This is a genomic window from Providencia sp. PROV223, from assembly GCF_028479245.1.
GTDB lineage: Bacteria > Pseudomonadota > Gammaproteobacteria > Enterobacterales > Enterobacteriaceae > Providencia > Providencia rettgeri.
Genome location: NZ_JAMPNG010000001.1, coordinates 100,398 through 117,159, shown reverse-complemented (window position 1 = coordinate 117,159; position 16,762 = coordinate 100,398). Strand labels below are relative to the sequence as shown.

The following is a 16,762-nucleotide window of genomic DNA, read 5'->3' as shown; positions in this document are numbered from 1 at the left end:
TGATTGTTAGGATCTCAATATGAAAAATCGCACACTTGGTAGTGTATTTATTGTTGCAGGTACTACGATTGGCGCAGGTATGTTAGCTATGCCTATCGCGGCTGCTGGTAATGGGTTTTTAGTTAGCTTGGCTATGTTATTAGTGTTATGGGCATTGATGTGTTACACAGCATTGCTTTTGGTCGAGGTTTATCAACATGAATCCCACGAAACGGGGATTGGTAGTGTTGCGCAGCGGTATTTAGGGTCTAGCGGCAAATTTATTACGGGTTTCAGTATGATGTTCCTTATGTATGCACTGACAGCGGCTTATGTCAGTGGTGCAGGGGAAATCATTACTTCAAATTTAAAAAGTAGTTTTGCCATTGAAATGGCCGATTGGATGGGAATTGTTGTATTTACCGTCATTGGCGGTGGCGTTGTATGTTTCGGGACTTCATCCGTAGATTTTATCAACCGTATTTTATTTGCTGCAAAAATTGTTTTCCTAGTCATTATATTGGCATTAATGATACCGCATGTTGAGCAACAAAATTTATTGGCTGCGCCAACTGAAAAAGTTCTCATTTTATCTGCGATACCAGTATTTTTTACCTCATTTGGCTTTCATGGTAGCGTCCCAAGTATCGTTAAATACATGGGGGGAGATGTCAAAAAGCTGCGAGTTATTTTTATCATCGGAAGTGCTATCCCATTGATTGCTTATATTTTATGGCAAATCGTAACCTTAGGGAGTATTGGTACAACCACGTTCGTTGGTATTTTGGCTGAAAACGCAGGGCTTAATGGACTATTAGATGCAATTAAGGATGTGGCTCAATCAGGAAAAACAGAGTTAATTGCACAAATGTTCATGAGCTTGGCTCTAGCGACATCTTTCCTTGGGGTTGCTTTAGGGTTATTTGACTTTTTAGCAGACTTATTTAAACGTCAAGATAATGCTTCAGGGCGTCTACAAACAGGTTTACTAACCTTTGGACCACCGCTAGTTTTTGCTTTATTTTATCCTAAAGGGTTTGTGATGGCATTAGGATATGCCGCAATTGCACTTTCAATACTAGCTTTATTACTACCTAGTGCAATGGCATTTAAATCAAGGGCATTGAACCCACAGAAATATCAAGTATTGGGTGGTGGATTAGGTCTATCATTGGTATTTATTTGTGGCATTATAGTTATTGGTGTTCAGTTAGGGATTGTTTTCAACATATTACCTAATATTGGCTAATAAACCGTTTACTTGCCAGCTGTCTTTTGATAGCTGGCTTGTTCCTTTCCTTAAAGCCTTTCTCAAATTTACGGCATAATTTACTCAGTTAGACAATTTACCGCACATTTTTTACTGTTGTATCGACATTTAGTCGGTATAATCCATATAAGAATGATTATCATTAGCACGTTATGCACAAAAACAGATATATCTAAAGCTGGCATTTTCTGTAAAAGTAACTATTATGTTAGATATATCGGTTTTAGAGTAAATAACCCTGAGAATTTTAATGGCCAGTGAACAACAACTAGACCCGTGTTTGTGTAACGGTAAAAGTGTCAGTCGTATGTTTAACCCTAAACAGTTAAGGATTTATATCCTACATTTACTGACGGGGGGAATTAATTATGGTTATGAGTTAATAAAAAAAATTGCAGAAGAAACGGCAGGTTTTTATTGTCCAAGTCCGGGTGTAATTTATCCGACTCTAACGTTATTAGAAGAGTTAGGGTTTATTTCAGCGGGTAAAGATAATGGAAAAGGGCGCAAGTGTTATGTGATTACTCCAGAAGGTCGCTGTTTTTTATTACTCAAAGCTGAAATATTGGCAGAAGTTCAACTAAAATTAAAATATGCACAGGAATTAAAAGCAGGTAATCAATTTGCTAATGAAATTGAATGTGCTGTAGATAAATTTAAGTCATTGTTGAGACACCAAATCGTGATACAACAGTTGACAAAAGAAGAGACAACAAGAGTCGTTGAGATCATTAACCGCGCAGTGGAACGAATTGAGCAAGTTAATGCGGTGTTAGTGGCAGAGGGAAAATCAAATGGCTAAAACGAATGATATTATACAAGCAAAAGAGCATTTATATATGAAAGAAACAAGCAAAATACCACAGAGCAACGACCCGGTTACTTCTGAAAATGAACCGCCTGTGAATACGAATAAAGATGTTAAATTTAAAGAGGTTGTTTGCCCCAATGTCCCAACGTCATATTTTAAGCGAGCTAAAAAACAAAAAATAAAATAATAATTTGGATAGTTTACAAAATCTTTATTCATACGAAAGGCATAAAGAACATAAAGAATAAATGCAATTATTTTCATTATTGATGAATAACAGTACTCAATTTTCTATTATTTCGTCAATAAGGTAAATTTTAGGGTACATATAATTATTTTGTAAACTGTAACTATCATTCTATATCAGTATACGACTTATTGAGAAGGCCCCCTGATCACTTAGCGTCATCAGGGGGTATCGGTTATAAGCCCAATTTAGCGTGTATTTGGGCTATTTCATTTATCCACTGTTGTTGTAACTGTGGCTTTTGGTGGCTTAGTTTGCGTTTTTGATCCGCAAGTAACTTTTGCTCTAATATCAGTAATGTTTCTAGTAGCTCATCTTCATGCGCATCTTCCTCACAAGGAATTTTAATCGCCGATTTAACAGAGACATCTCTCCCAAGTGTAGGCGTTAATAATGACTGGGATTGCAGCTCGATTTTATGATAAATATCATCAACATTAAGGTATTCCTCTAGCCGATTATCATCGATAAACCAGAAGCGTTGGCAGCTATTTTCAATGAGCCATCTATCATGGCTTACAACCAATAATGCTCCAGAAAATAAGCTAATTTGTTCACAAAGCGCTTCCTTGCCTTCTAGATCAAGGTGATTGGTAGGTTCGTCCAATAAAATCAACTCGTACTGAGCTAAACTTAAACCAATAAACAATAACCTAGCGCGTTCTCCACCACTCAGTGTTACTACTTTCTGTTGATGGCGTGAATAAGCAAAACCAGCGCCAATCAAGGCCATTTTTCGTTGTTCATCGGTTAAAGGTGCAAAATGACGTAGTGCCTCTAGTAGGCTATCATTATCATTTAGCTGCTCTAATTGTTGGTCATAATAACCAGCACTGATTGCTGGGTGAAACTTCAATTGCGAGCTATAACGCAAATCTTGTTGATAACATTGCCAAAGTAGACGTAATAGTGTCGATTTACCACAGCCATTAGCGCCCATGATGGCGATACGGTCACCACTTTTCACTTGATGAAATGCCGTTTTAAACAACTGATTTCCATTCGGTGTTGAAACAACAGTGTATTCCAACTCCAAAACTCTATCTGCAGGAATCGCTTTGCCATTTAAAGCAAGCTTCCATTGATAGCCTTCAGTTAACTCAGTTTGGGCATCTTTAAGCCGATCAATATGTTTTTCCATCTGCTTGGCTTTGCGTGATAAGGCTTCATTGTCATACACATGCCCCCAAATAGCTAAGCGCTTGGCACTTGATGCAATACGGTCAATTTCTTTTTGCTCGGCTTGATTACGACGTGCATCAGTAATGTCTTTTTCACTCAATGCTTGCCGTGCTGCACTGCAAGGTAACCGATAAAAATGCAGTGATTTATCTCGTAAAATCCAAGTGCAGTTACTCACCTTATCTAATAATGACTGGTCATGAGACACGAGTACGAAACTGCCTTTCCATGACTGTAAGAAATTACCTAACCAAATAAGTGTGGGTAAATCTAAATGATTACTTGGTTCATCAAGTAGTAGTAAATCGGGCTGCTCAATTAAAGCACGACCTAGAAGCAAACGAGTATGTTGCCCTCCACTGATGGCATAAGCTTTTTGTTCCCACTGTTCAGGTGTAAAACCTAATTCTGATAATAAAACTTCAGCCCGCCAGCGTTCAGTGACTTTGTCTTGTTCAGGTAATTTTTGAACCAGTGCATCAAGGAGTGTTAAGGAAGCAATATCATCGGGTAAATGTTGTTCAATATAAGCAGTAACACAGTGGTTCGCATAAGTAATACTGCCATTATTAGGGGACAATTGCTGGGTTATTAGCTTCAATAATGTACTTTTTCCGCTTCCGTTATGGCCAATTAAACCAATACGGTCGCCTTGTTGAACGGTAAAAGAGATATCATTCAATAAAGTCGAGGTTGAAGTATCGTAATTTAGTGATTTTACAGTTAATAAAGTGCTCATAGCTTACTCAAATTTTAGGCATAAAAATGCCAGGGCATAGTCGTCACGACAACCCAGTAAGCTGAGGGAAGATTTTCTTTAGTGGCTTCGCTCAGGCAGGGTTATCGCAGTATAAAACTGTGAAAGCCTGAGCTCTGGCGATTACCAAAGAAGTGTGAGTATTCAATAAGATCACACAACAGCATAGATTAGCCTCCTTAATATTTGTTAAGTTAATCCATGAGATAATCATAGCAAACATAGTCTTTGGCAAACAATGTCCAGAAATGCGTTGTTTGATTATTATTGTTAAATTAAGTATATCCACAGATATAAATGATACTTATATCATGCACGAAGAAATGAATAATACTGCTGTGAATTGGGTTCTTCGTTGGTAGCGTTTAAAATTAGGATTCAAAAGCTAAGAGAGCCCCACATGAACGTAGAAATAAAGTCAGCAACCCACCAAGATGCCGCTTTGATATTAGATATGATCATTGAACTTGCGGATTACGAAAAAGCACGTCATGAAGTGAAAGCTACAGTTGCTGATATCGAAAATTCCTTATTCGATGAAAATTCAAGCACTGAAGCATTGATTTGTTATGTCGATGGGCAGCCAGCAGGGTATGCCGTATTCTTTACAAGTTATTCAACATGGTTAGGTAATAGTGGCATTTATTTAGAGGATTTATATGTATCCCCTAATTATAGAGGGGCAGGTGCCGGAAAAAAACTATTGAAACATATTGCAAAATTGGCCGTAGATCGAAAATGCCAGCGTCTGGAATGGAGCGTTCTTGATTGGAATCAGCCAGCGATTGATTTCTATAAAAGTATAGGTGCGCAACCACAGGATGAGTGGGTTCGTTACCGCATGGACGAAAAAACGATAGCTGAATTTGCTTGCTAATATTTATTCAAATCAAATGTTATTAATAAAGCCAGTAAACTAATTGACTGGCTTTATTTTTTATATATTGAATTAAATGTATACAATTAATGCCTTATTATTGTTTTTATCTGTCTATTCTACCTTTTTGTGACACAAGGCAACTTCACTTAACTTAAATGCTGATAAAATGTTATTAAATTAGATAGATAGCTAATTTAATAACTGTGTTTACACGTACTAACATAGTTAAAAAATAAAAAATTATTACTTTTGTCTTAGTTGTATTTATTTAGCATATAGGACAGTTATATCGTTTTATTAATATTTACCAGGTTAATAATCAAAATAATTGTTGTTCCTTGTTTTCTCATTTAATGGAAAGGGATGGTATGAAAATAAATAAGCAAAAAATATCTTTTTACATCATTTTAATAATAATTATTGTTGCGGGTGGTTTTTATTACTGGAATGTTAATTCAGGTGGGCTACCTGCTGGATTTGCACAAAGTAATGGCCGTATAGAAGCAACGGAAATTGATATTGCGACTAAGACTGCAGGGCGCATTGAAACGATTAATGTAAAAGAAGGCGATTTTGTTAAAGAAGGGCAAGAACTTGCTCGTATGGATACACGAGCGCTCCAAGAGCAGCTTCATGAAGTACAAGCCCAGTTACGCCAAGCGATTAGTGCAGTGACAACAGCCGAATCTGCTTTAGCCCAACGAAAAAGTGAAAAAGTTGCCGCTCAAGCGGTTGTTCGCCAACGTGAAGCGGAATTAGACGCCGCACAGAAACGATTAAATCGCTCTAGAGCTTTGGTAAGAACCAACGCTGTTTCTCAACAACAAGTCGATGACGATACAGCGCAGATGCAAGGTGCTCGCGCAGCACTGGAGGCGTCAAAAGCGCAAGTTGCCGCCGCGACATCAGCGATTGATTCTGCAAGCGCCGGTATTGTCCAAGCGAAAAACCGTGTTGATGCAGCGACAGCAACGGAACGTCGCATTATTGCGGACTTAGATGACAGTATTCTAAAAGCACCAAGAAACGGGCGTATTCAATACCGTGTCGCTGAGCCTGGAGAGGTACTTGGCGCTGGTGGGCGGGTCTTGAATATGGTCGATTTAAGTGATGTGTATATGACCTTTTTCTTACCGACTGAAGATGCAGGTAAAGTTGCCTTAGGCAGTGATGTTCACATTATCCTTGATGCTGCACCAAACATCGTGATCCCAGCAAAAACCACGTTCGTGGCAAGTGTTGCACAATTCACACCCAAAACCGTAGAAACACAAAATGAACGCTTAAAATTGATGTTCAGAGTACGTGCGCGTATTTCCCCTGAGTTATTAGAGCAACACTTAGAATATGTCAAAACAGGGTTACCTGGTAAAGCGTATGTACGTTTGGATCCGAATGAATCTTGGCCTGCTGAACTTGAGGTGAGATTACCACAATGACCAATAAACTGATGGATGATGTGATTATCGATATACAGCATGTCAGCCAGCATTATGGTGATAATTGTGCGTTGGATGACATTGTACTTTCCATCCCAGCAAGAAAAATGGTTGGGTTGATTGGTCCAGATGGTGTAGGAAAATCAAGCTTGATTTCTCTGATCGCGGGGGCAAGAGTGATTCAAGAAGGCCAAATAACGGTACTTGATGGTGATATGAATGACATTGAACACCGCCGAGCTGTTTGCCCTCGCATCGCTTATATGCCACAAGGTTTAGGGAAGAATCTCTACCATACATTATCTGTTTATGAAAACGTCGATTTTTTTGGGCGTTTATTTGGCCAATCAAAAGCTGAGCGTGAATATCGCATTCAAGATTTACTTGAAAGTACAGGGCTTGCACCCTTTAAAGACCGTCCTGCTGGCAAATTATCAGGAGGCATGAAACAAAAGTTGGGATTATGCTGTGCGTTAATTCATGATCCCGATTTATTAATTTTAGATGAACCTACCACTGGGGTTGACCCGTTATCTCGTGCACAATTTTGGGATTTAATCGATCGTATTCGTTTGCGACAAACCAATATGAGTGTTTTGGTCGCAACAGCTTACATGGAAGAAGCCGAACGTTTTGATTGGTTAGTGGCAATGGATGATGGCAAGGTGCTTGCCACTGGCCATGCCTCTGAATTAAAAGCACAGACGCAATGTGATGACCTTGAAGCTGCGTTTATTCAATTACTACCAGAAGAAAAGCGTAGCGGGCACAAAAAGGTTGTGATCCCTGCGCGTGATACCACAAAAGACAATATTATTGCCATTGAGGCTCAAGACCTAACCATGCGTTTTGGCAACTTTGTCGCTGTTGACCATGTTAATTTTAAAATTCCGAAAGGGGAGATTTTCGGATTTTTAGGCTCCAATGGCTGTGGTAAATCAACCACAATGAAAATGTTGACGGGTTTATTACAAGCCAGTGAAGGTCAAGCGTGGCTATTTGGTCAAGAAATTGATCCGAAGGATATCGAAACACGCAAACGCGTCGGTTATATGTCGCAAGCTTTCTCGTTATATAGTGAACTCAGTGTTGAGCAAAACCTTGAACTGCATGCAAAACTCTTTCATATTCCAGAAGAAAAAATCGCACAACGCATTGATGATATGTGTCAACGATTTGAACTCGAGGAAGTCAGGGGTACTATGCCTGATGATTTGCCTTTAGGAATTCGTCAACGGTTATCTTTAGCTGTCGCTGTTATTCATGAACCTGAAATGTTAATCCTCGATGAGCCAACGTCAGGAGTGGACCCTGTTGCCAGAGATATGTTCTGGAATTTAATGGTCGATTTATCAAGGCGTGACGGCGTCACAATTTTTATCTCAACTCACTTTATGAATGAAGCCGAACGCTGTGACCGGATTTCATTAATGCATGCAGGAAAGGTACTTGATTGTGATACGCCTGCAAACTTAACCAAAAAACGCGGATTAGCGACGTTAGAAGAAACTTTTATTGCTTATTTGCAAGATGCGGTAGGTGATGCAGGGCAAGGGCAAGAAACTGCGCCTGAGTTCCATGTTGACCCTGAACTGAAAGAACAAGCGACTGAAGCGTTGAAAAAACGCTTTAGTTTACGTCGGTTATTTAGTTATTCCATCCGGGAAGGCATGGAATTGCGTCGAGATCCTGTCCGTTCTACATTGGCGTTATTGGGAACTGTAATTCTTATGTTTATCATGGGTTACGGTATTAGTATGGATGTAGAAAATTTACGTTTTTCAGTACTCGATCGCGACCAAACAGGGCTAAGTCAGGGATATACTCTGAACTTAGCAGGCTCACGTTACTTTATCGAACAACCACCAATTAAAGATTATGATGACTTAGAGGCAAAAATGCGTAGCGGTGATGTTACTGTTGCGATAGAAATTCCACCTAATTTTGCTAGGGATATCGCTCGTGGTAATAACGTCAAAATTGGCGTGTGGATTGATGGTGCCATGCCAAACCGTGCTGAAACTGTGCGTGGCTATGTACAAGCAATGCACTTAGCATGGCTAAGTACGATGGCTGCTCGTCAACCCGTAGGTGTTGCTGGTATGCCCGCTATCGACATTGAAACTCGATATCGTTATAACCCAGATGTTCGCAGTTTGCCGGCGATTGTTCCCGCGGTTATTCCATTATTATTAATGATGATACCCGCCATGCTGAGTGCGTTAAGTGTTGTTCGGGAAAAAGAACTTGGTTCGATTATCAATCTTTATGTCACCCCGATCACCAAATTAGAATTTTTACTTGGAAAACAGCTCCCTTACATTTTATTAGGCATGTTTAACTTTGTATTACTTTGCATATTATCAGTGTATATATTTGGTGTTGAATTCAAAGGTAGTTTTCTGACATTAACGCTGGCAGCATTTCTGTATATCAGTATTGCAACAGGTATGGGACTACTAATTTCATGCTTTATGAAAAGCCAAATTGCGGCAATTTTTGGTACTTCTATCATCACATTGATACCAGCAACTCAGTTTTCAGGAATGATTGACCCTGTCTCATCATTGGAAGGTATTGGCCGCTGGGTTGGGATGGTTTATCCAACATCACATTTTTTGACTATCACGCGAGGAACCTTCTCTAAGGGGTTAAATTTATTTGATTTACAGTCATCATTTATTCCATTACTGATCACCGTACCACTGGTTATTGGGCTAAGTGTTTTATTCCTGAAAAAGCAGGAGGCATAGTGATGATACGTAAAATTCAGAATATTTTTAATTTAGGAATCAAAGAATTGCGCAGTCTGGGCCGCGATAAAGCAATGCTAGCCTTGATTGTCTTTGCTTTTACGGTATCGATTTATTCGTCGGCAACGGTGACACCCGGTTCTTTACATAATGCTCCCATTGCGATTGCTGACCAAGATAAGTCACAGTTATCAAACCGGATAATCAATAGCTTTTACGCACCTTATTTCTTACCCCCCATAGATATCACACCAGACCAAATTAATGGCTTGTTAAACCGTGGCTCATATACATTTGCATTAGATATTCCGCCTAATTTTCAACGTGATGTGCTTGCCGGCCGGCATCCAGAAATTCAGGTGAATATTGATGCAACACGAATGAGCCAAGCCTTCTTAGGGAATAGTTATATTCAAAACATTACCTTAGGTGAAGTGAACGAATTTTTAGCAAAATACCGCAGTAATGCGAGTTTGCCTGTCGATCTGGAAGTGCGCATGCGCTTTAATCCTAACTTGACGCAGTCATGGTTCGGTTCTGTTATGGCAATTATCAATAATATTACGATGCTATCGATCGTTTTGACGGGGGCAGCACTTATCAGGGAGCGAGAGCACGGTACCGTTGAGCACTTGATGGTCATGCCACTAACACCATTTGAAATTATGATGTCAAAAATATGGTCAATGGGGCTGGTGGTATTGATTGCATCCGGTGTTTCCTTAATTTTAGTGGTAAAAACATTGCTACAAGTCCCCATAGAAGGGTCTATCTTATTGTTTATGTGTGGAGTTGCCTTGAGTTTATTTGCGACAACATCAATTGGTATTTTTATGGGGACAATTGCACGATCTATGCCTCAGTTTGGTTTGTTGATGATTTTAGTACTGTTGCCATTAAACATGCTTTCTGGCGGGATGACAGCACGAGAAAGCATGCCCCAGCTCGTTCAAGATATTATGTTAACCATGCCGACCACACACTTTGTTAGTCTAGCTCAGGCGATTTTATATCGCGGAGCAGGTTTCCAAATTGTTTGGCCTCAATTTGCAGTGCTCGTTGTGATTGGCGCTGTATTCTTTTCCCTCGCACTCATTCGTTTTCGCAAAACGATTGCCACCATGGCTTAACTCACTGAACATAAAATAGACCTTATAAATAAAACGCTTGCTGAACAGAACAGGAAGCGTTTTAATGTCTCACCTATTGATTTTTAAAATATGATTAGGCTGTACCTATCAAATCGATAGTAGGTAATGATTGGATTAAGCTGCTGTAAAACAGTAACTTAATAGGCAACCAAACAGGAGAACATCATATGTCATTAATTAATACTCAAATCAAACCATTTACTAACCAAGCATTTAAAAACGGTGAATTCATCGAAGTTTCTGAGAAAGATGTTGCAGGTAAATGGAGTGTTTTCTTCTTTTATCCAGCTGACTTCACCTTTGTTTGCCCAACAGAATTGGGTGACATTGCTGACCATTATGAAGAATTCCAAAAATTAGGTGTTGAAATTTTCTCTGTTTCTACTGACACACATTTTACCCATAAAGCATGGCATGCAAGTTCAGAAACTATCGGTAAAATCAAATATGCAATGATTGGTGACCCAACAGGCGCATTAACACGTAACTTCGAAAACATGCGTGAAGATGAAGGCTTAGCAGACCGCGGTACTTTCGTTGTTGACCCACAAGGTATCATCCAAGCGATTGAAGTTACAGCAGAAGGCATTGGCCGTGACGCTTCAGATTTACTGCGTAAAGTAAAAGCAGCGCAATATGTTGCTAGCCACCCAGGTGAAGTTTGCCCAGCTAAATGGAAAGAAGGTGATGCAACGCTGTCCCCATCTTTGGACTTAGTCGGCAAAATCTAATTAATCTAGCTTAATTGATTAATACTGAATAATTCAGGTTGCAGGTGTCTAGGCCTGCAACCTGGATCATGACGGGTATATGTACCCGATTTTATGATAAAAATTAAAGGGGATTACATGCTCGACAATAATTTACAGGCACAATTGAAAGCCTACTTAGAACGTTTAACTAAGCCCGTTGAATTAGTTGCTAATATAGATGACAGCCAAAAATCAAATGAAATCAAACAGCTGTTAGAACAAATTGCGTCGTTGTCTGATAAAGTCACTGTACGTGAAGAACGAAATAGTGCAGTAAGAACACCTTCTTTTTTAATTACTAACCCAGGTACAGATAGTGGTTTGCGTTTTGCCGGCTCGCCTCTGGGACATGAATTTACGTCTCTTGTGCTGGCTTTATTGCAAATCGGTGGTCATCCATCGAAAGAAGCACAAGAGTTATTAGAGCAGGTTAAAGGTCTTGAAGGCGAGTTTCATTTTGAGACTTATTATTCTTTATCTTGCCATAACTGCCCAGATGTTGTTCAGGCACTGAACTTGATGGCAGTTTTAAATCCAAATATTAGTCATACCGCTATTGATGGTGCACTTTTCCAAAATGAAATTGATGAACGTAATGTAATGGGCGTTCCTGCGGTTTTCCTGAATGGAAAAGAGTTTGGTCAAGGGCGTATGACATTAAGCGAGATTGTTAGCAAAGTCGATACCAATGCGGATGCGCGTGCAGCAAAATCACTAACAGAGCGCGAACCTTTTGAAGTGCTTGTTATTGGTAGTGGTCCAGCAGGGGCTTCAGCGGCAATTTATACGGCTCGTAAAGGGATCCGCACTGGTGTGATTGGTGAGCGTTTTGGTGGCCAAGTCATGGATACGGTTGATATTGAAAACTATATTTCAGTTATCAAAACGGAAGGTGCCATTTTTGCAGGTGCATTAAAGAACCACGTGGACAACTATGATGTTGATGTTATTGATGGTCAATCAGTTGCAAAACTGATCCCAGCTGCAGAAGAAGGTGGATTACACCAAATCGAAACAGCATCAGGTGGTATCTTAAAATCACGCAGTATCATTATTTCAACGGGTGCGCGCTGGAGAAATATGGGTGTTCCGGGGGAACAAGAATATCGCACTAAAGGCGTAACATTCTGTCCGCATTGTGATGGCCCATTATTTAAAGGTAAACGTGTTGCTGTTATTGGTGGCGGGAACTCAGGTATTGAAGCGGCTATCGATTTAGCTGGAGTGGTTGAACATGTGACCGTACTGGAGTTTGCTCCGGAACTGAAAGCAGACTCAGTGTTACAGCAAAAAGCCCGTAGCCTGAAAAATGTCGATATTATCGTCAATGCACAAACCTTAGAAGTAAAAGGCGATGGCAGTAAAATGACCGGACTTGAGTATAAAGACCGTACCGATGATAGCGTACATTTATTGGAAGTGGCTGGCGCATTCGTACAAATTGGTTTATTGCCAAATACCAATTGGTTAGGTGATACGGTCGCCAGAAACCGTATGGGCGAAATTGAAATTGACGCTCGTAATGAGACCAGTATTAAAGGTATTTTCGCTGCAGGCGATTGTACTACAGTCCCTTATAAGCAAATTATTATTTCAGCCGGAGAAGGAGCAAAAGCCGCACTTAGCGCCTTTGATTACCTAATCCGCACAAGTACCAGAACCGCTGAATAGGTGTAATTTACTTTATATTCAGTGAGTTGTAGTCAAAAGGCACTCGGGGGCGAGTGCCTTTTTTTTGTGCATAATCTGTACAAAAAAGGCTCAAAAGTGCCTAAAAGTGTTCAAGTGTGGACAATTTGTGGATATGCAAAAGTTAAATTTGTATTGCTTTTCGTCCTCAAAATCATCCTAAAACGAACAACCTATTAAGCTAACTCTGTTCCTCCTTTTAATGGGTTGTATGTAATCGCATCTTGAAGAAAGTCCGGTGCAAAGTGTGCGTAGGTCAGGGGTTGCTGTAATGTTGAGTGCCCTAAGATCCTCTGCAAAGTAATAATACTACCGCCATTCATCATAAAATGGGTTGCGAAAAATTGTTAACTAGTTTTCTTGTCTGAGTGGGGTGAGCCTGAATTTTCGTGCCTAGTGTGCGCTAAAGCCGGTGCGATTTGGCCAGCTTCGGGATTCACCTCATCGAACATGAACCAATCTCGGTATTTTCTAAATCGGGGGTGCTTAAAGAATTTCATCGCAGACTCCAATGATATTTTAGCTTTTCCACTTTCATATCCATGATAGGTAACGATTTGAGTTTGTTACCCGCATCGGATGTGGTCGAGTTATTAGATTATGAGGTGCTATTCGCCGAGCGAAAAGCCGCGTTAATAGCTGCTATGCTAGTAGAGCAGCGGGAAACGATTGCACGTACATTGGACTTAGAATCTGAGCCGTTAACCAAGTTATTGCGGAACAAGTGATCCCCGAAAATGAGGGCGGTTGGTGGATGAGGGAAATTGGTTTGTTTGATAAATCGGGGTTATTGGTGGTCGTGGCGAATTGCCCTGAAACTTATAAACCATTATTGGCCGAGGGCTCAGGTCGCACGCAAACTATCCGTATGATTTAGTGCTGAGATTGAAAGTGACTTAAAAGGCGTTTGGGTGTTCCAGTCTACTTATGATGAGTTTACAAAAACCGAGAAATTAGGTTTCAAAGTTATACAAAACTTTAACCGATTCCCAGAATGGAAAGAACTTGGAGCGACTGAATTGAAAGAAAAAGAAGTTTACATAGCTAATAAATGTAAAGTTAAATTGATCAATCATGCAGATAAGATCATAACTCCATTATAAGATACATTAGATTTAGGGATTGCTTTAGAAAGTGAGAAATTACAATTAAGCGCCTGGAAAAGATATCGAGTAATATTAAATCGAGTAGAGATTTCAACTGCGTCGGATATTATTTGGCTAGTTTATCCGTCATATTTTAAGGATGCCTTATGAGTGAAGGCATCCCATTTTATTCTTATTTGGAATAATCATCGGGTAAATCATCAAACATGCGATGATTTCTATTAAAATCAATTATGATATTTTGGTTAGGGCAATCATTTTTAGACAACATATCACAATTACTTTCAATATTACTTTCTTCTATTCCGGTCCACTGAGAAAATAAAGACATAAAACTTAGCCCACTACGACGGCTGTTTATTATTTCTTTATGCTTAGAATTATAAGATGTGATGAAAAAAGGCACTTCATAGTTCTGCTTGTACTTATCACTATGTGCCAATTCATTTTTGTCATATGTTAAAGATAACGCATGATCAGAAAAATACATCATTGACCATTTTGATTTAGTTTTACTTAAGTCAGAATATATTTCTGATAACAATTTATCTGTATTTTTTATACTCTGGACATAACAAGAGAATTTTTTATTCTGATAAAAATGATCAAACTGCTCCTCTGTTCTGGTACAAAATGGCGTATGACTTCCCATAAGATGAACAACAATAAGTTTTTTAGGTACTTGGGACTTCAAAGCCAATTTAAATTCTGGTAACAATGCATCGTCTGGAGAGACTGATTTATCATCTGAACTTCTTCTTTTAATAAAAAAACTATTGTTTGCTCTTCGTCCAATAGCGGCAACTGAGCCGTCATATTCACCCACAAATCCTTGATTAGATAACCAGTAAGTATCAAAACCTGCTTTGTTAGCTAATGTCATGATGTTATTACCGATTTCAGGATATAAGGATAAGCTATGCGTTAAAGAAGGTTGTGTCGAACTCGCTGCAGAAGTGTAGTTAGTAAAAAAAGTCCCATTGATGGAGCTCATAAATGGTGTGTTCTGTATTTTAAAACCGTATTCTTGCATAAAATCTTTTCGGACACTTTCACCAATAACAATAACGTAAGTATCATATTGGTTATTAACGTCAGTGATTTTAAAAGTGTCATCACTTGTATATAATTCAACCTCATTGATTAAGGAATAAATAGAATAAATGAGCTCTGTAAAAAAACGAGTTTCTGGTGTTCCTGAATTAGCCGCTCTCTCATATTTACCACTTAAAGCATATTTTGAGGGAGTGAAGAAAAAAAACACCATTACGATACTTAGTATTGTCTTTTTATGATAATTCATCGAATTGGCTTTAATAAAGCTAACTAAAGTTCCAAAAGCGAGTATTAAGATAGAATAAATAAAATATTTATTATCTATATTTGATATAAATTCTCGTGATTCTTGTATGTCGGTATAATAAAAGGAAGCAACTGTATTATATGTAGGGGAGCCATAAATCAACCCGACAGGTAAATAAATAGCAGCTAAAATAGTGAAAAATAAAACAATAAAACGGTAGATGCTATTTTTCACATAAAGCAAACCAATGCTTATGAAAAATATATACAGCGGCTTGAATGGATAGCCCATTACCTTGTGTAATATAGAAAAGAGAAAAAATAATGCGATAAACTTCAGCATTATTTTGCTTAAAATTACATTTTGTATTTTCTGGATCATAACTAGCTTTTTAACAATTCACTCTTAATTTTTGCCGCGTAGATTAGCACAAATAGAGTAAACGAAACATAACAATAGGATTGAATTTTTGATATTATCAGAAAAATTTATCATTGATTGAGCTATGTCACTCATTATAAAGTTCTATATCATGGCTATGCTCATGGTTGTTTGTGTTATCGCCGGCTTTCGCACTGCCGAAATCCAATTCAGTGAAACGCCCGCGAGTTTGAATTTCACACGGAACGGATTCACCGGTTGGATCATCGTAGTAAGAGCCAGCAAAGCAGAATTGCTTACAGTCAATCGTCGCGCCCCAACTTTCTAATAATTCCGACATTAGGCCACCCATAGAGGCATCCATATCTAATGCGCCAGAATCAAAGCCCATCATGACAGCAATGGAGCCCACCATACCGGCACCCTGATAATCCTCCGTTTTTAATGACAGCTTTGGCGGGGTGACTTCTTCTACTTGTCCAAGGTAGGTTTGGCCATCAATGTATAGGTCAAACAAAAAGAGTTTTTTAGGCATACCCATAATTCAAATTCCTTAGCCCAGTTGGTCAAAAACAGCGAAATACTCGTCAGTGAATTCTTGCGTTAATGTCAGGTTTTCCAGTGGCGGTACGGGGGTGTACTTGTAGCGAATGTGCGCCTTACCATCGCGTAAATTTTCTTTAGGGTTATCCGATGGGTCATACCAGCACTGGAAGCCCAATAAACGGCCTTGCGTGACGAGTTGTGCGCCTTTGCGGTTGATACCATCCACAATATCTTTTACCAATGAGGGCGTGAGTGTTTTGTCGATTTTTCTATATGTACTAAATAAATTTATTTCACTGACCAATGTTTAAGTCTTCGTGTCGAGTATTCATCCCCTCTAGGAAATTGTCCATATAATACACTTAATGCTATGAATTATAATGAAAAATAATATTTCTTAGTTCTCTGTCACATAATTAAAATAAGTGAAATAAATGATCATGAAAATCGTTCATGTTTGAAATGAAATTAAGTCGCTTTCACTCAATCAACAGCTCTGGCATAAATTAGACAACG

Annotated in this window: 13 protein-coding genes and 6 pseudogenes; 13 read left to right on the top strand and 6 right to left on the bottom strand. The window is 39.0% G+C overall.

All coding sequences use genetic code 11. The features are described 5' to 3' along the window. Nucleotides 1–19: 19 nt before the first annotated feature. From tyrP to PR767_RS00580, 3 genes are all read left to right on the top strand, one after another. A complete protein-coding gene (tyrP, locus tag PR767_RS00590; protein WP_272519741.1) occupies nucleotides 20–1,228 on the top strand; it encodes a tyrosine transporter TyrP in 1,209 nt (402 codons plus the stop codon). Between the two features lie 271 nt (nucleotides 1,229–1,499). Next, nucleotides 1,500–2,051, top strand: a complete 552-nt coding sequence (locus PR767_RS00585) for a PadR family transcriptional regulator (RefSeq protein ID WP_004910786.1) — start codon at nucleotides 1,500–1,502, stop codon at nucleotides 2,049–2,051. Beyond that, a complete protein-coding gene (locus tag PR767_RS00580) occupies nucleotides 2,044–2,247 on the top strand; it encodes a hypothetical protein (RefSeq protein ID WP_004910787.1) in 204 nt (67 codons plus the stop codon). Before PR767_RS00585 ends, PR767_RS00580 begins: the two co-directional genes overlap by 8 nt. A 235-nt stretch (nucleotides 2,248–2,482) precedes the next feature. Here PR767_RS00580 and PR767_RS00575 read toward each other — a convergent pair whose 3' ends face one another. Next, nucleotides 2,483–4,228, bottom strand: a complete 1,746-nt coding sequence (locus PR767_RS00575; protein ID WP_164528879.1) for an ABC-F family ATP-binding cassette domain-containing protein — start codon at nucleotides 4,226–4,228, stop codon at nucleotides 2,483–2,485. A 418-nt stretch (nucleotides 4,229–4,646) separates the two neighbouring features. Between PR767_RS00575 and PR767_RS00570 the strand changes: the two genes are divergently transcribed. From PR767_RS00570 to ahpF, 6 genes are all read left to right on the top strand, one after another. Further along, the gene (locus PR767_RS00570) at nucleotides 4,647–5,123 is read left to right on the top strand and encodes a GNAT family N-acetyltransferase (RefSeq protein WP_110731917.1); all 477 of its coding nucleotides are present in this window, start codon (nucleotides 4,647–4,649) and stop codon (nucleotides 5,121–5,123) included. A gap of 371 nt (nucleotides 5,124–5,494) precedes the next feature. Further along, nucleotides 5,495–6,565, top strand: coding sequence for an HlyD family secretion protein (locus PR767_RS00565; protein WP_004910790.1), 1,071 nt, complete (start codon nucleotides 5,495–5,497; stop codon nucleotides 6,563–6,565). Continuing rightward, nucleotides 6,562–9,318 (top strand): ribosome-associated ATPase/putative transporter RbbA, encoded by a 2,757-nt coding sequence (gene rbbA / locus PR767_RS00560; protein WP_210783155.1) that lies wholly within the window; start codon nucleotides 6,562–6,564, stop codon nucleotides 9,316–9,318. The genes PR767_RS00565 and rbbA overlap by 4 nt, the downstream gene beginning before the upstream one ends. 5 nt (nucleotides 9,319–9,323) lie before the next feature. Then, entirely contained in the window at nucleotides 9,324–10,448 is a 1,125-nt protein-coding gene (locus PR767_RS00555) for an ABC transporter permease (RefSeq protein WP_272519853.1), read from the top strand. Between the two features lie 188 nt (nucleotides 10,449–10,636). Continuing rightward, nucleotides 10,637–11,200: an alkyl hydroperoxide reductase subunit C gene (ahpC, locus tag PR767_RS00550; protein ID WP_004910793.1), complete on the top strand. Its 564-nt coding sequence runs from the start codon at nucleotides 10,637–10,639 to the stop codon at nucleotides 11,198–11,200. Nucleotides 11,201–11,317: 117 nt separating this feature from the next. Next, nucleotides 11,318–12,892, top strand: coding sequence for an alkyl hydroperoxide reductase subunit F (gene ahpF / locus PR767_RS00545; protein ID WP_272519740.1), 1,575 nt, complete (start codon nucleotides 11,318–11,320; stop codon nucleotides 12,890–12,892). 194 nt (nucleotides 12,893–13,086) lie between these two features. Here the strand turns inward: ahpF and PR767_RS00540 are convergent. Together PR767_RS00540 and PR767_RS00535 are read right to left on the bottom strand one after the other, a co-directional pair. Then, a pseudogene (locus tag PR767_RS00540) lies at nucleotides 13,087–13,251 on the bottom strand (phage integrase); the annotation flags it as partial. Nucleotides 13,252–13,257: 6 nt separating this feature from the next. Then, nucleotides 13,258–13,461, bottom strand: a pseudogene (locus PR767_RS00535) (XRE family transcriptional regulator); the annotation flags it as partial. On the opposite strand from PR767_RS00535, the pseudogene PR767_RS00530 reads away from it, so the two are divergent. The 4 genes and pseudogenes from PR767_RS00530 to PR767_RS21230 all read left to right on the top strand — a co-directional run. Then, nucleotides 13,453–13,629, top strand: a pseudogene (locus PR767_RS00530) (baseplate assembly protein); the annotation flags it as partial. The pseudogenes PR767_RS00535 and PR767_RS00530 sit on opposite strands and share 9 nt — an antisense overlap. Then, a pseudogene (locus PR767_RS00525) lies at nucleotides 13,614–13,784 on the top strand (phage tail protein); the annotation flags it as partial. The pseudogenes PR767_RS00530 and PR767_RS00525, both read left to right, overlap by 16 nt. A 37-nt stretch (nucleotides 13,785–13,821) precedes the next feature. Further along, a complete protein-coding gene (locus PR767_RS00520) occupies nucleotides 13,822–14,013 on the top strand; it encodes a hypothetical protein (protein ID WP_004910797.1) in 192 nt (63 codons plus the stop codon). A 12-nt stretch (nucleotides 14,014–14,025) separates the two neighbouring features. Further along, nucleotides 14,026–14,166 (top strand): annotated as a pseudogene (locus tag PR767_RS21230) (tail fiber assembly protein); the annotation flags it as partial. Between the two features lie 22 nt (nucleotides 14,167–14,188). Here the strand turns inward: PR767_RS21230 and PR767_RS00515 are convergent. The 3 genes and pseudogenes from PR767_RS00515 to PR767_RS00505 all read right to left on the bottom strand — a co-directional run. After that, complete coding sequence (locus PR767_RS00515) at nucleotides 14,189–15,700, bottom strand: phosphoethanolamine transferase (protein ID WP_222959675.1); 1,512 nt, start codon at nucleotides 15,698–15,700, stop codon at nucleotides 14,189–14,191. A 127-nt stretch (nucleotides 15,701–15,827) separates the two neighbouring features. Further along, the gene (locus PR767_RS00510) at nucleotides 15,828–16,241 is read right to left on the bottom strand and encodes a phage major tail tube protein (RefSeq protein ID WP_272519739.1); all 414 of its coding nucleotides are present in this window, start codon (nucleotides 16,239–16,241) and stop codon (nucleotides 15,828–15,830) included. Nucleotides 16,242–16,253: 12 nt separating this feature from the next. Next, a pseudogene (locus tag PR767_RS00505) lies at nucleotides 16,254–16,511 on the bottom strand (phage tail sheath C-terminal domain-containing protein); the annotation flags it as partial. Between the last annotated feature and the right edge of the window lie 251 nt (nucleotides 16,512–16,762).